The organism is Pseudoalteromonas sp. S3776, from assembly GCF_005886915.1.
Lineage (GTDB): Bacteria > Pseudomonadota > Gammaproteobacteria > Enterobacterales > Alteromonadaceae > Pseudoalteromonas.
In genome coordinates, this window is the sequence record NZ_PNCU01000001.1 from 253,879 (window position 1) to 268,578 (window position 14,700).

Here is a 14,700-nt window from a genome sequence, read left to right on the forward strand (position 1 = left end):
TTATTTATAACATGTTACACAGGCACCACCGCCTTCTGCTTCATCATAAATATCATCTAGCTCATTAAACTCGCAGTAGCCTTCAAAGTCGCCTAGTAAAGCATTACGGCGCTTCTTTTTATTGAAGCGAGCTACTTTCTTCTCGTGATTTTCAATAATACGTTTTTGAACTTCAGGATCTTCTAATGTTTCTAGAGGCTGGCCTTGTCCCATCCAGTAAAAACGTTCCCCTACTGTGGTATTATTATCATCACCTTTTTCAAATGCTTTTGCTTCTTCAAACAAGTCAGGGTGCTTTTCCATAAGCTTTACCCATTCTATTTTTCTTTGGTAAAAACAAAATGTACAGCCAGAACGCGAGCGCCATTTATAATATTCAGGCAACTCCAAACCATTACGTTGCAATATATTTTCAATGTCACTCCTAACTATGCCGTGCTCTCTAAATGGAAAGACCGATTCTATAGGTTTTTCAATTGTCATATAACCAGAGCGATCAGGTTCATCAGCTCTAATGCCAACATAGTTTTTTATTTTATAGCCATCTTGTATAAAGCTATCTAGCCACTGCTCAAACGGCTTTAACTTCATTTGAACAGTACACCAACGGTCGCGCTGTGAGGGTAAATAATTACCATGCTCTTTTAGTAGGTGAGCAAAATCTTTTTCACCACGCCCTTCAATATTATTCAAAGAACGCGCATTTAAACGGTGTATATATCCCAGTTTCTCTTCAAGTTGATCAATAAACTCATTCGTTTCTGGCAGTTCATAGCCTGTATCAGTAAAAAAGTACTCTACATCTAGATCTGGGTAAGTTTCTTTAACAAATAGGGCCAAAGCACTACTGTCTTTACCGCCAGAGAGGCCTAGAACATGTTTAACTTTCTCTGTCATCTGCTACCTCAACTTCATTCTGATCCATCAAATTTGTTAGTAAATTGGTAAGTGCTGCAAGTTGCTTTTCTTTTGGCATTTTTGCAATAGCGTGTTCAATATTATTCACAGCTGTTTGAACGTCACCGTCAGCAGCTAAATCATGCTTAGTAAAGCTACTATATTCCTGATGGTTACCATCGTTATCTGTAGTTATAAAAGCAATGGGTTTAGACGAGCCTTGAGTATTAAAATTACTGAAAGATTCTATGCGCCTAAATTGTACACATAAATTTTGCAGTTCGTCTAATCCATTTCTTAAGTGCTTATCGGTCCAATTACGCTCAGGAACACCAGTTAAAATATTAATTACGAACTCGAATTTAGCTTTACCATCAATATACTGTGATAAGCGTTTAGCAAGATCTTTTACCTTAGGGCGCTTAGCTTCTTTTTCAACTAAATCACAGCGCTCTTTTAAGGTATTATTAAAATCTTCACCAAGCATGTTCACTATAATTTGTTTGAAGCCATTAAGTAGCATGTCATGCTGAGCACTTAGGTCTTCAATTGCAGTCTTTAGATATGAGCCTAGTTTTTCTTCAACTTCTGGGTCATCTTTTTTAAATCCAAAAACTGCAGGCAAGTCATCTAAAATAAGCTTATAAGGGTCGTTGGCAGCGATAACTTTATTTCTAAAATCCCTTGCTTGTTTAGTAAGTCCGTTTTCGGTTGAGCCAGTAAAGCTTTCACCACTTGTTTTCTTAACCCAAGTCGGCAGTTTATGAATTATTCCTACGATATGTTTAGCAATATTTAAAATAGCTGCCTCATTTTTAGCTTCACCTAAAGTGGCTTGTGCAAGGTTATCTAAAAGGTGACTTTGAATTTCTGATATTTCAAAATATCTAACTCCCGCTTCGCTCGGGTACTTATAGATTTTATTGACAAGCTCTTCATCAAGTTCAGGAATAAAAACGAACTGCTTCGTTGAGTCCCAATCGTAAAATGCTACCTGTCCCTCTAAAGACTTCAAAAGTGCCAAACCATATATGCGGCATAATCCAGCTGTTAAGCCATAAGGAGGTAACATCCACATTTCATAAAGCTCAGCCATGGTTACATGCTGTTTAGCTGAATTGTTCTTTATAAACTCAAATCCACTTTCAAATAATTCATGCATTTGAGGGTTTGCAGCTATTGCCTCTTTAGTCCAATTGCTTGGAAACAAATAACCTTCAGGTGTTTCACAATGCCACCCTTTACTTTTTAAACAAGAAAGGTAAAGGCCCTTTTCTGGTGGGAATGCTTTGTCATCAAAGCCTAAATCTTTTTCATCGCCATTTTCAAACATAGCATTCATTAATTTACGAATTGCGCTATTTGCACTGCCCGAAGGTTTAGAACGATTAACTAGCTCGTTTATAACAGGTGGTGACTTATGGAATATTTTATCAGCGATATTAGAGGCTATTGTGGCTAGAGGTTGTGTTGCTAATTTTTTACCGCAGTACGACCAGCTAGCATTTGTATAAGCATTCTGTATTTCGCTGTCTACATTCGCTTGGGCGAACTTTATTCGGCTTTCTAGTTCGTTTTTAGCAATTAAATCGTGTGTGATCTTTTTCTCTTCTTTTAAGATCTTACGAAGTGCTATTAACTCAATGGCTGCCGTTTTTAAATTAGTAAAGTCTTTGAGCGTACCTATTATTACAAACGGCATTTCTTTCGCGTTTTCTTTTAGAGTTTTAGCGACCTCAGGGTTTGTTGGTAAAACAAAGTATGTGAATGCCTCGCCTGTTTTTGGTTTAGTTACAAACGTTTCAAATACAGCGGTATCAAACTTATTTAATAATTTAGTAGTAGCCCAGCGCATAGTGCCGGTTTTATGGTAATGAGCTGTTGCTAAAATATTTTGTGGTGCAGCGCATGCTTCAGTCCAATCAACACCTTCACTAATAACCTCAATTTGCTCACTAATAAGGTTATTAATATCAATATCACTACCTTGAAACACAAACAAAGCATCGTGTTTCTGGCGATAAATAATTACAGTGCTTGCTTCTAGTTCTTTAATTGCATCATCAACGTCATTTGATTTATATCCACGACAAACAAAGTAGTCTTTAATAAAACTTCGTTTAGCATGTAACTGATGATGAAAGCCAAAAATAGTTAATAAAGCAATAACCTTAGTAATAGCAATATGGAGTTCGTCACCTTTTTGCTCAGCTCTATATATAGCATCAGAGCCTTCAAGCCATGCTTTACTGTCCTGCGAGGTAACAATTAAATGATGTAAATTATGGTAAAGGTAGTCCCAATACATTTCTGGTCGATAAAGATTTAGCTCTTCATTTAGCTCACAGTAATTTGAATCTAAAAACTCTCTAAAGCCAAACTTTTCGTGGGATGCTAAAAAGCCAAATAAGCTGCGTTCGTTTTGAGAAAAGCGACGACGAGATACAGGGCCAAGCAATAAACTCACTATAGGATCTAGTGGCAGTGTTGTGCTAAGTGCATGCCTGTTTTTATTTTGGTTTGTAAAAGCGCCGCTTACAGTACTAACTAAATCGGCGTATTTAGACTGTATTGCATCGGCTACCTTAGGTGCACGGTATATCGAATCACCTACTAGCGTTAAAGACTCATCAATCGATGGGTTAAAGCTTAAATCGCGGTAGCGGCCTTGTACTTTGCTCCATTCTTTTTGAGTTTTAACATCTTTATTCTTAGCGTAGTCAGAAAACGCTTGATGTAAAAAGCCCATGAGCAAAACAGGTCTTTTTGCTTGTTGTACAATATCAGCCAAAGATTGAAATAAGTGTAAATCTTTGTTCTCACGAGATTGATAATCTAAGGCTTTACCCATTTCATCAAGTAAAATTAAAGTACCATCTTCATTTTCACTTGGTTTTTGTAAAAGCTTTTTTATTTCTGCTAAGCATTTATCATCGTCAAAGCTCGCGACTTCTTCTGAGTCAAAATCTTGGTCAAATGCATTTAGCAAGCTAACCAAAATACTGTTTGCGGGGGCTTCTAAACCACAAACATGCTTAACAGTTTGCCAGCCATTTTTTAACGCAAAGCGCTCTTCAAAATTGGTAACAACGCTTTGAGAGCTGTTTAATTTTTTTAGTGCATAATTACGCTGCTTTAAATCTGTAGAAAGCAAGCATGATAAAAACAAAGCAACGGTAGATTTACCCGAACCATAAGGGCCTGTAATTGTAAATGCACGTTGTGTACTATTTTCAAATTCGCGACTAATAGTATCAAGTACATTTATAGCTGTACCATGCAATACAAACTCATCAATAAATGGAGAAAAATCAGTACTCTCGGTATCAATTCGTGTCGAACTTTTGTAGCGTTGATTTATTGTAATTAAAGATTCAGACATGTTATTTACCGTAGTACATTTTTAAGTAATCGATTGCATTATTTTTTATATCAGCAGATATATTTACTTGACGTAAGCCTAAAGAGTCAACCCAAGTTACATTCTTATTTGTAAAGCCTTGTGCTTCATCTAACTTCTGTCCTAACCCAGACTCAGAGAGCCTAAATATTCTGCCAGGTGAGCAAGGTTTAGTAAGTAAAGAATCAAAATCAATAGTGCTTACATTAGAGTCTTTTGTTTCCTCATTAAAAAACTCAAGCAATGCATAAATAAATATTTCAACAGGTAGTTCAGGGCGTTCAACAAGGTTGCTTACATAAAAGCCGCCACCATTATCTTGTACTAAATTTAATTCAGCTAAAGGTGACGTAAAATGGTCTTCATCAACTTTTACAGCTTTTTTTGTTGTGCTATTTTTTTGTTTTTTGCTGTAAGTGTTTAAAAAGCAATCTACGTCTTTTTTTAATGTGCTTAGATTACCTAATTCTGTTTTAACGAGGCGTTTTGCATCATCATAACAGTCATCTACTAGCTTATTTTTTTCAAAATATTGAACGTTAGAGTAGTTAAAAAAGTAACGGTAAGCAGTTAGGCTCATGTTGTTAAAGTTCAGCCAAAAATGAATAAGCCATACAGAACCAGGAAGCTCTAAAAAAGGGTCGTGTCCATCTACGGTTTTATCGCCAAATAAAAACTTTCCGTTATTTGCTACAGAATGAGCTATTTCACCTTTATTTATTTTTTCTATCACATTAGCCGACTCAGCCCAATACTGAATCGCCTTAACCATATTCTTGCCTACACCTAGTTCAACAATAGAGTGACGTATACTTTCTTCGTTAGAAGAAAAGTTTCCTTTATTATTCAAGTGATTAATAGCTTTAAATAGCCATCCATAGCGTAAAGGGAAGGTGTCGTGCCCTGTGAATTTAGCTTTCATGCTTTGTATTTGCCTCTGGAGAATTTATCCAATACCGTTAATAGTATCTTGAAATATAATGAAGAGAAAGGTGTTTTTGTATATACATACAGTTATTGCACACCTAAAAGAAAAAACTATTGTATTCAACTATATGGTTATGTAATCTTACTTTAACAATACTTAATGAGTAATGAAATTTCATTATTTTATAGTTCAACAGTTAATGTAAATTAATGGATTTTTTTAATTACTAAGGGACTAACCTGAATGCAAAAATCTTTAGATATTTTTAAAGCGGAACCAAAATCGGTTTATGATGTTCTATGCGACACCAGTAAAATGGGCTTTTATATGCCTGCATACCAAAGACCATATTCTTGGGAAGAGGCTCACATTAATGACCTGTTCACTGACTGCGATAATGTTTTTAGAAACTTGCTTGAATCGTCAGATGCAATAATATTCTTGGGTTCTATACTTACAGTTGAAGATAATGAAGCTAAAACGGTTTTCCCTTTTAATAAAAAGCAACAGCCTTCAGATATAAGGTTAGTAATTGATGGTCAACAACGTCTTTCGACTTTGACATTAATTTTAGTAGCGCTTAATGAAAGGCTAAGACTTCATTTAACTAACCTGAAAAAGCTGATCGAGAAAGAAGAGTCCGAAGATATCAAAGATTCTTTAGAGGTATTAAAAGAGTCTATCGCGGAGTTAATTACTGATACTTCAAACACTGTAGTTCAAACAGCTGCGGATCACCCTCTTTATAAAAGCTTCCCTAAGATAATTCGCTCTCAGGTGGATTGTTGGGGGAAGGATGAAAGAAAAGCTACCTATAATAGCCCTATAGCAGAGTTATTAATTTCCTATCAAAAGCACGTTCTAGAGTGCAAGACATTAGACAAGTTTACAGAGTTTGACCGTAGTGTTTTAAATGATAGTAGTAAGCGAGTTAGCGAAAACCTTAAAATTATCAGAAAGTTTTTAGGCTATATTGAACAAGGCTTTAATCTAAAAGGTACAGATCAAGAAAGGTTAACAATTGACGACTTATTGAATGTAGAAACATTAGACCTGTGCTTAGATCTCCCTATTGATGAAGAGTTGAAACTCGCTGCTCAAAAACATGTCAAGGTTTCACCAATTATTTTTGTTGTAGCTTTTGCTAAATTTCTCTTACACCGCGTTTGTTTAACGTATGTTGAAGTTAATAATGAATCTTATGCATTCGATATGTTTGAAGCCTTAAATACAACAGGTGAACCACTTACAGCAATAGAGACATTTGTTCCTAAAGTCATAGAACACATTGGTAAAAAGCGTGACGTTAATTCAGATGATGCAGATGAATCAATCAATGTTTTGAAGTCAATAACTGATCGCTTCGAGAAGTTAATAGCCACCAAGGAAAAGAACGATAAAACGAAGGCTTTAATACTAGCTTTTGTTCGAGCTTATGAGGGCAAAGTAAAGGTCACTCATTTACGTGATCAAAGAAAGGCTATGTTAGATAGTTATGAAAAAACTGTGGATATTAGCCGAGATGACTACTTAAACTATTTAGCTACTACTACAGATTTCTTATTTGATCATTGGCAGGCTCTTGAGCCAAACACTCAAGGTTTAGCCAATGCTGAAGATTTAGATATTTCTAATCTATGTCTACGCTATTTAGTTGATATAAAACACGATATTGTACAGCCTCTTTTAGTGCAGTTTATACAACAAGATAAAAAATATGACCAACTTGCATCAAAGTCTTCGGGCTTTAGTGAGGTTTTAAAAGCTATTACTGCATTTAGTGTTCTCTGGCGCGCCATGAGTGGAGGGGCTGATGGTATCGACGGTGTGTATAAAAGGTTACATGAAAAAGGGTTTGAAGTAGGAGGAGTGTTTAATAAAGCTTATAGGCTCAGAGGTAGTACATTGAGTTCTGATGAGTTTAATGTTGCAAACCTCAAGGCTTTTTTCAGACAAGAATTAGATTGTAAAATTTCTTCTAAAGAGTCGCCTAAAGAAGCGAGTTTCGACCAATGGTTAGATATTTCTTCCAAGCAGCCCCTTCTGACTAAGCAGAAAAGTATTAAGCTTTTGTTACTAGCTGCTTTCCATGGAGTAAAGCTTGAAGGCGAAGATTTTGTTCGAACTAATGATAGTAAGTCTCATTTTTTAAATACAACAATGTGGAAAATCTTATCAAAAAAAGACAGGGTAAAAAAAATATACTCTGGTAATGTACAGTGGAATGATAAGTCTATTGCAGACCCTGAAGTTTTTAATAAAATAGGAAATGTCTTGGTTGATCCAAGAAATAGTATTTCTGTAGATGAAGCGTGGGCTGATATAAAACAGTCGCTATTATTAACCCTTAACAATGACTCAATTGAGCACGTGGACAAGTTGATTAATGAATTTAGCGGGCTTTCTGAAGAGACGAAACTGCATACCTCAACTCTGTTGTTAGAGAGTAAATTTGAAGAAATTACTTATTGTGAAGAATGGGATAAAAGGGCAATAGAAGAACGTACACATTTGTTACTAGCTAATGCTTGGGAAAACCTATATAGCTGGTTAGAGTAGTTTTAATGCTTTTTTCTAGTTTACCCTTAAAACCGAAATATAACTCTGAAGAAGACGATATTCTTCAGAGCTTCTATACTCCTTTGCTTAGCTGCGCTGAAAGATATGATAGGGCTGTAGGGTATTTCAGCGCGGCAGTTTTAGCTAGTGCTGCCAATGGGTTAGAAAAATTTATTGACTCAGGAGGGAAGATAAGGTTAGTTATAGGCGATCCTCTCACTGATCTTGAGTATGAAGCGATACTAAAAGGTATGGAAAGTCCTATTGAAGCCCGCTCAACTCAACTTAGCGAAATACTTCTAAATTCCACTAATAAAAATCTTGATATCTTAAGTTATTTGATTGCAAATAAACAATTAGAGGTTAGATTTGCTTTTACTTACCAAGGAATGTTTCATAAAAAAGTAGGCATTTTCTACAAGGCTAGTGAGATAGTTGTTTTCAGTGGTTCAGCAAATGAAACTCTTGCGGGCTTAACTAAATATAACTCGGAGGAGATATCAGTTTATTTTAGCTGGCGCGACTCCTTTTTGGACTATGGCGAGGTTGAAATCGAAAACTTCGTACAATTATGGGAAAACAAACAAAAGAGAACAAAAGTTGTTCCTCTTACTTCTGAGTTTTACAAGAAAATTCAAAAGGGTATAAATCTTAAAGATTTAAGAAAAAAGATATTTAAAGCGGAAAAAACAAAATTAAAAACTGCACATAATCCCTTTTTTTCATACAGCTTCAAAAAGTCAGATCAGTCAGTTAAGAAGATTCAACTGACTCAAAGAGTACCGAGAAAGCCTTTAACTATAAAAGGTAGAGCATTTGATTTATTCAACCATCAGAAAAAAGCTATTTGTAGCTGGAAGAAATCAGACTATAGAGGATTGTTAAAGCTTGCTACAGGTGCAGGGAAGACAATCACATCTATAACCGCTATTGTCGAATTATATGAACAAAGAATTAAAAATAAATTAAGTACATTCACTATTATTAGCGTGCCTTATATCGAATTAGCAAACCAGTGGGTGGATGAGTTAAGTCAATTTAATATCTCAGCTATAAAGTGTTATGAAAAGTCCGCTAATTGGAAAAATAGCCTAGATGCTAAATCATTACTCTACCTTAATAATAAAATAAATTTTGTATGTGTTGTAGTTGTTAATAGGACTTTGGTACTAGATGATTTTCAGAAAGCAATGAGTAAAATCCCAAATAATGATATCTTGTTCATAGGCGATGAATGCCATCACCTTGGTAGTGAAGGGTTATTTTCATTTTTACCAAATTCAAAATATAGAATTGGCTTGTCCGCTACGCCATTTCGCAGTGATGATGATGAGTTGGAGGGGTCTCCATTTAGTGACAAAAATAAACTAAATCTAGTTAACTACTTTCAAGGCATTATAAGTGATTACTCTCTAAGGGATGCAATCAAAGATAATATCCTGGCGCCCTACCGATATGAAGTTATTGCGGTTTATCTTAATGAAGAAGAAGAAGCACTTTATGAAGAATTATCTTTAAAAATTACTCGCCTGATTTTGGAATCAAAAAAAGAAGCTTTACCCTCAGATAAAAAAAACTTATTAACTAGCCTTTGTGGACGGCGTTCGCGACTTTTAGCGACGTGTAAAGGCAAGTTACCAGCGCTTATTAAATACTTAAAAAATAAATCTGAATTGGATTTACAGCATTCATTAGTATATGTCGGTGAAGGTAAAGCTCCAGAGGCTAACAACCCATATATAGAAGATGTTACTAAAGAGCTATTTGCAATTGGTGTCAAAGTTGCAAAATTTACTTCTGGTGAAAGTAGTGTGCAAAGAAAATCTATAATGAAAAATTTTAAAAATAAGGAAATAGATGCATTAGTTGCTATGAAAGTATTAGATGAAGGTATAGATGTACCCGTATGCAAAACGGCTTATATACTTGCGAGTTCCAGGAACCCGAGGCAGTACGTGCAAAGAAGGGGGCGAGTATTGAGGAAGTCTGATTCGAAGAGTGAAGCTAAAATTATAGATTTTGTTGTATTGCCCTCAAAAACTTCTAAAACTCAAGCAGCAGAAAATTTGAGAAAAGCAGAATTAAAAAGGATACAAGATTTTAAAGCAACCTCATTAAATCCAAGTGAAGTTGAAATAGAGTCAGTTAATTTAGGATTGTATTAGTGAATATTAATGAATTAAAGAGGTTGCTAGAAGAAGCTAACCTCGAAGCAGAGAAAGCATATGAAGGCTACTCAAAAAAATCTACAGCACATAGAGCCGCTTTGAGAATAATGCAATTTGAAAAAGAGTTACATTATGGAGATGTTACATCCTCTCAACATATAAAGAAGATAAAAGAAATAATTACTATGCATGCAGAAGATATAATAAATGAAACTACTAAAGCTTGAAATCAAGAATTTTCGACAATTTTATGGCAAGCAAGTTATTGAGTTTGCGACAGATGATGTGCATTCAGTTACCTTAATTCATGGTGAAAACAACGGTGGTAAAACTGCGCTCTTAAATGCTCTTAAGTGGTGCTTATATGAAGAGACAACTGATAACCTTCAGGATTCAAATTTCTTAATAAATAAGCACGCTTTAGCCGAAAAAAAGAATAAATATAGTGTTATTGTTCAGTTAATTCATAATAACAAAATTTTTGAAATCCAACGTACGGCTACACATTCTCCTAAAAAAAATATTCTTAAAGTATTTGAAATTAGTGATGATGGTTGTTATGCAGAGACTGCGGAGAAGTCACCTAATACTTTGATAAATTCTTTGCTACCGAAAGAGATGTCAGACTACTTTTTTTATCAAGGTGAAGGCACAGGCACATTAAACAGCCAGAATGATTTTAGTCAGATAAAAGGAGCTATTAGCAAAGTTTTGGGTTTAACTGTTGCTGAAAAAACACTAAGCCATCTTTTTCGGATAAAAAGTGATTATGTGAAAGAATTGGTAAGTTATGATACAAGCAGCGAGCTTCAGCAGTTAGCAACTTCTAAAGAGCAGATTTCTTTAAAATTAAATAAAAGTAAAGAATCTTTAGCGCTAAAAGAAAGCGAGTTAGCTGAAGCTGATAAAAAATATCAATCAAATATGCAATTGCTCAGCAAATTCGACAAAAGTGTTCTTGAAGAGAGAATTAAAGCTAGGCAAGCATTAAAATCGTCACTAAGAATAATTGAACGTGATAAGCTCGCAAAAGAACTTAACTACGAAAAAAATCTTTCTAAATGGTTACTCCAGAGCTTTGACAATAAATTAGCTAAATTTGATTTAGAAAGTATCGATATCAAAGAGCTGAAGAACTCCCATAAGTATAGTGTTGATAAAAATTTAATTAATGAAATCCTCAATAAGAATGAGTGTATTTGTGGTAGTGACCTTCCAGTACATTCTTCTGCTTATAAGTTAATAGAGGAGCTACAAAAATCTGCTGTAGATATCAACCTTAAGAGAAGATGGCAAAAAGTCACATTTTTAAAATCTAATTTATCCAAAGGCAATCATTCAAAACAAATTATGCTTTCGTTCTTGACTGATATAGAAAACTGCAATGATGAAATAATACACTTACAAAAAGAAATTGAAGAGTTGAGCCATTCTATTGTTGAGTCAGATATAGACGACATAAAAAGAGTTGAAGCCCAAATTTCTGAATCGAAAGCTAAATATGATAGTCTTTTAAAGCAGGTGAATAGCTTGGAAGTTGATATTAAGAGACTTACGGTTGATCTCTCTACTATCGAGCAGAAGCTAATTAGGTTGGGTTCCTCACAACCTATAGCCAATAAGTTAAAAACAATAATTCAGGCTACTGAAAAAATAATCAATTTATACGAAGAAGCAATAAATTCAGCTTCTAAAGATGTTGATTTAGATATTCTAAGAAAAATGAAGGTGCTATTTAGCCGAGTTGCATTTAATGGCTATTCCGTAAGGAAAGAGAGTGGTGACAGAGGTAGCTTTACATGGGCTATAGTAGATAGTGAAGGTAGAAAAGTTGCTGCAGGGAATGGCTACCAAGCAATGCTCGCGATCTCTTTCATAATTTCCTTGATACAGTTTTCGAAAGACAGAGCACAAGCTAAGCAACATCTATTGACGCCAGGCGCGGTAGCTCCTTTTATTGCGGATTCAATTTTAGCTTTTATTGGTCCTGATAATGGTAGAGAGCTTGTAAAGTTCATTTCAGAATCTGTTGAACAGTCTATTTTTATGTTTTCGCAGGCGCAATGGACAGAAACGCATATTGATAAAGGACTTCGAGAAAAAATTGGTAAAGAATATAATTTAGTTCAACATACAGTTTTAACAGAGGAAGAGTTTAAAGGTGTATACCCCACTAAACTAGTCGTTAAAGGTAAAGAGTTTGATGTTGTAAGGTTTGGCAGTGAGTTTGATAAAGTTACTATTGAAGAGGTTGTTCTAAATGGATAATAAAATTGAATGGTACAAACTAAGAGTTCACCGTGAAAATAAATTTGACGCTTTAGTTAGTAAATTATGTGCAACAAAAGACGCAAATAATAATGCTGTATTTAAAACTGTAAAGGAGTTTATGGTTTTTGCTGCACTTATTGGTTATCAGTTAGGAATGTATAAACCATTAAATAACAGAGCTCAATCCACTTCTATTTCAATGGAAACGTATGCTAGTACAGATCACGACGCTTATATATACATATTGGCGCTGACTAAATATCCTGAACTTGAAATTCTTAAAGATGAACGCCTTAGGGATGCTATCGGTGTTTTTGAAAGCTATTGCAATGCCGGTTTACATCATATAGACGAATGGTTAATAAAGAATACAGACAACCCAGTTTTGAAAGATGTGTTATTCAAAGAGACGCTAGAATATTTAACATCCGAGGAGTTTGCTAGTGATAATTCCTCTCTTTGAAAAATCGATAACCTTTTAACAGTGTAAATTTACTTTTCAAATGGCTGCTAAGTTGTTGTTGGTTTAACTTAGTGTGGCAGTTAAATTCTATTACTTTAAAAAGGCGTTTATTAAACGCCTTTTGCTTTTTATAGTCCTCAAAAGTGTCATCAATATAATCAATTTTATTAAGAAGTAGTGGGCGCTTTTCTTCAACGACGTAATCAAAAAAGTCTACATCTTGATCTGCCATTTTTATTTTTACACGCTCTTTTAACTGTGGAAGAGGTGAATCATAAAATGCTTCATAGCCAAGCAATGTTACTTTACCTGAATGTATATGAATTTTAATAAGCTGAATATCATCAAGCTCACCGTACATTTGTAGAGCTGCGCCTATATATACGCGTAGTACAAGTGGCAATAAAGTAGTAAAGTCTTTATGCAGCGTTAGTGCATGAGGCTGCCCATTTTCATAGTCGATTTTACTTGCAGGTAATAGTTTTTCGGCTTCAATACACAGTGATTCAATCAATGCGCTGTCTGCTATTTGAAAAAGCAGATCAGTAGCTTGGTGTTGTGCAATTTTGTACGTATCGAAGAATGCTTTTATATCGCGCTTTAAGTCTTCAGGTTGTTGTGTGTAAGGCTTTCGCTTTTCAAACATAGCAAGTGCAAAGTAAAGGAGTAAATCTTCTTTACGCATGGTTTCAGCGGCTTTTAGTTCATCTTCTTCAAACCATTTTAAGACAAGTTTTAGGGCTTTTTTATTGGAGCCAATAACCTCTTTTATTTTGTCACTTTGCGCAAACTCATTGTTTGATGGGCAGCGGCCAAGGGTTAAACATGTAAGCCAAAACGATTCAAAAAGTTGCTGGTGTTGCGTAAATAAAATTCTCGCTTGTTCTTCATTAACAGGCTCCGGCGCTGTTAGGTGTTGCCATTTATAAGTACGTTTATGGCGGTTTTGTAAAAAGTGCTGTTCAAGCTGTTTATCTTTAAATATGTAATAAATGCCAGGGGCAACAGCAATCGCGTTATCGTCAACGCTCATTTCTATAAATGCCTTAAGCTCAGCCTGCGTATAGTATTTTTGAAAAGTATTACGGCTAGTTATTACACCATCTTTGTAAGGTTGAAACTGGCTAACGAGTGATTCGTTACCTAACATTGCAGATACAACCAATAACTTTTGTGAAAGCTCCCATGCGCCAAGCAGAGCTTCTATTCGCTCATCACGGTCTTCTATTACATTAATTACAAAACCAATATTAACAATGTCAGAAATAACTTTATCTGCATCAGGGCGGTAATTTAAATCCCAACCTAAGGCATCTATTCCATGAGCCTCTAACTCTCGTAAATCGTCTCCTCTGCCGCAACCATAATCAAATATCGAATAATCGCCATTTAAAAAGCCGTTTTTAGCGAGTGTTTTTAAAGGGGCAGAAAGTTCATGCCGGACAATTGCCGTTAAATGTCGATCAATTGTTTTGTCATCCGTAGGACTTTGCACTACTGAGCTACGAAATAAACGCCCATCAACTAGCTCATACCCTTTTTTAGCGATTAAACGCTCCCACGAGCCTTTAAAGCCTATCATACGTGTGTTTTCGTATAGACCGGCTTGTTCGCCCTCAGCAGTTAAGTCACAAAATAATTGATAGTGCTTATTAGTTGGCGAAATCATGGTTTCTTTTCGGTGCAAAATAGGTGGGTTTTCGCTGTTATCGTACTTAGTGATTTTATGACTAAGCTTTGCTAGATCTACAGTTACGCTTTGTTTTAATGCGGGGTAAGAGTCATGATAAAAAGTAGGGTAGCTTAATAACGAAAGCCTGAAGTCGTTTTTAAATAACTTTATTAGATCGTAATCGGCTTCATCAACCTTGAGTGCTTGGGCAACAACTTTTATAAACTTAACTAATTCAGCAGGTGCATCAGAAAACGCGTCTTTATGAAAATAAATAGCGTCAGGTAGCTTTTTGGCTATTTTTACTTTTTTTACAAGTTGCTTAAATTGCTCTGCGTTCAT

9 protein-coding genes are annotated in these 14,700 nt (G+C 35.2%); 5 read left to right on the top strand and 4 right to left on the bottom strand.

Annotation, left to right across the window (positions count from 1 at the left end; all coding sequences use genetic code 11):
- The 3 genes from CWC16_RS01135 to CWC16_RS01145 are packed head-to-tail and all read right to left on the bottom strand — an operon-like array spanning position 1 to position 5,219.
- Positions 1 to 897: a phosphoadenosine phosphosulfate reductase family protein gene (locus tag CWC16_RS01135; protein WP_126009577.1), complete on the bottom strand. Its 897-nt coding sequence runs from the start codon at positions 895 to 897 to the stop codon at positions 1 to 3.
- A complete protein-coding gene (locus CWC16_RS01140; RefSeq protein ID WP_138540156.1) occupies positions 881 to 4,279 on the bottom strand; it encodes a hypothetical protein in 3,399 nt (1,132 codons plus the stop codon). The genes CWC16_RS01135 and CWC16_RS01140 overlap by 17 nt, the downstream gene beginning before the upstream one ends.
- Before the next feature lies 1 nt (position 4,280).
- Positions 4,281 to 5,219: a DUF4007 family protein gene (locus tag CWC16_RS01145; RefSeq protein ID WP_138540157.1), complete on the bottom strand. Its 939-nt coding sequence runs from the start codon at positions 5,217 to 5,219 to the stop codon at positions 4,281 to 4,283.
- A gap of 249 nt (positions 5,220 to 5,468) precedes the next feature.
- Between CWC16_RS01145 and CWC16_RS01150 the strand changes: the two genes are divergently transcribed.
- From CWC16_RS01150 to CWC16_RS01170, 5 genes are read left to right on the top strand one after another with little or no spacing between them, the layout of a single operon-like run.
- Complete coding sequence (locus tag CWC16_RS01150; protein ID WP_138540158.1) at positions 5,469 to 7,784, top strand: DUF262 domain-containing protein; 2,316 nt, start codon at positions 5,469 to 5,471, stop codon at positions 7,782 to 7,784.
- A gap of 5 nt (positions 7,785 to 7,789) precedes the next feature.
- Positions 7,790 to 9,949, top strand: coding sequence for a DEAD/DEAH box helicase family protein (locus tag CWC16_RS01155; protein WP_138540159.1), 2,160 nt, complete (start codon positions 7,790 to 7,792; stop codon positions 9,947 to 9,949).
- Positions 9,949 to 10,179, top strand: coding sequence for a CxC ATPase DNA modification system associated small protein (locus CWC16_RS01160; protein ID WP_138540160.1), 231 nt, complete (start codon positions 9,949 to 9,951; stop codon positions 10,177 to 10,179). The genes CWC16_RS01155 and CWC16_RS01160 overlap by 1 nt, the downstream gene beginning before the upstream one ends.
- Positions 10,160 to 12,220 (top strand): AAA family ATPase, encoded by a 2,061-nt coding sequence (locus CWC16_RS01165; protein WP_138540161.1) that lies wholly within the window; start codon positions 10,160 to 10,162, stop codon positions 12,218 to 12,220. Before CWC16_RS01160 ends, CWC16_RS01165 begins: the two co-directional genes overlap by 20 nt.
- Positions 12,213 to 12,686: a DNA phosphorothioation-associated 4-like protein gene (locus CWC16_RS01170; protein ID WP_138540162.1), complete on the top strand. Its 474-nt coding sequence runs from the start codon at positions 12,213 to 12,215 to the stop codon at positions 12,684 to 12,686. Before CWC16_RS01165 ends, CWC16_RS01170 begins: the two co-directional genes overlap by 8 nt.
- Here the strand turns inward: CWC16_RS01170 and CWC16_RS01175 are convergent.
- Entirely contained in the window at positions 12,664 to 14,700 is a 2,037-nt protein-coding gene (locus tag CWC16_RS01175) for a DNA phosphorothioation-associated putative methyltransferase (RefSeq protein ID WP_138540163.1), read from the bottom strand. The genes CWC16_RS01170 and CWC16_RS01175 overlap by 23 nt on opposite strands.

Bases quoted from the DNA above. Each gene is read 5' to 3' on its own strand.
- CWC16_RS01155 (WP_138540159.1), top strand. From the start codon at position 7,790: ATGCTTTTTTCTAGTTTACCCTTAAAACCGAAATATAACTCTGAAGAA.
- CWC16_RS01175 (WP_138540163.1), bottom strand. From the start codon at position 14,700: ATGAACGCAGAGCAATTTAAGCAACTTGTAAAAAAAGTAAAAATAGCC.
- CWC16_RS01135 (WP_126009577.1), bottom strand. From the start codon at position 897: ATGACAGAGAAAGTTAAACATGTTCTAGGCCTCTCTGGCGGTAAAGAC.
- CWC16_RS01150 (WP_138540158.1), top strand. From the start codon at position 5,469: ATGCAAAAATCTTTAGATATTTTTAAAGCGGAACCAAAATCGGTTTAT.
- CWC16_RS01140 (WP_138540156.1), bottom strand. From the start codon at position 4,279: ATGTCTGAATCTTTAATTACAATAAATCAACGCTACAAAAGTTCGACA.
- CWC16_RS01145 (WP_138540157.1), bottom strand. From the start codon at position 5,219: ATGAAAGCTAAATTCACAGGGCACGACACCTTCCCTTTACGCTATGGA.
- CWC16_RS01170 (WP_138540162.1), top strand. From the start codon at position 12,213: ATGGATAATAAAATTGAATGGTACAAACTAAGAGTTCACCGTGAAAAT.
- CWC16_RS01165 (WP_138540161.1), top strand. From the start codon at position 10,160: ATGAAACTACTAAAGCTTGAAATCAAGAATTTTCGACAATTTTATGGC.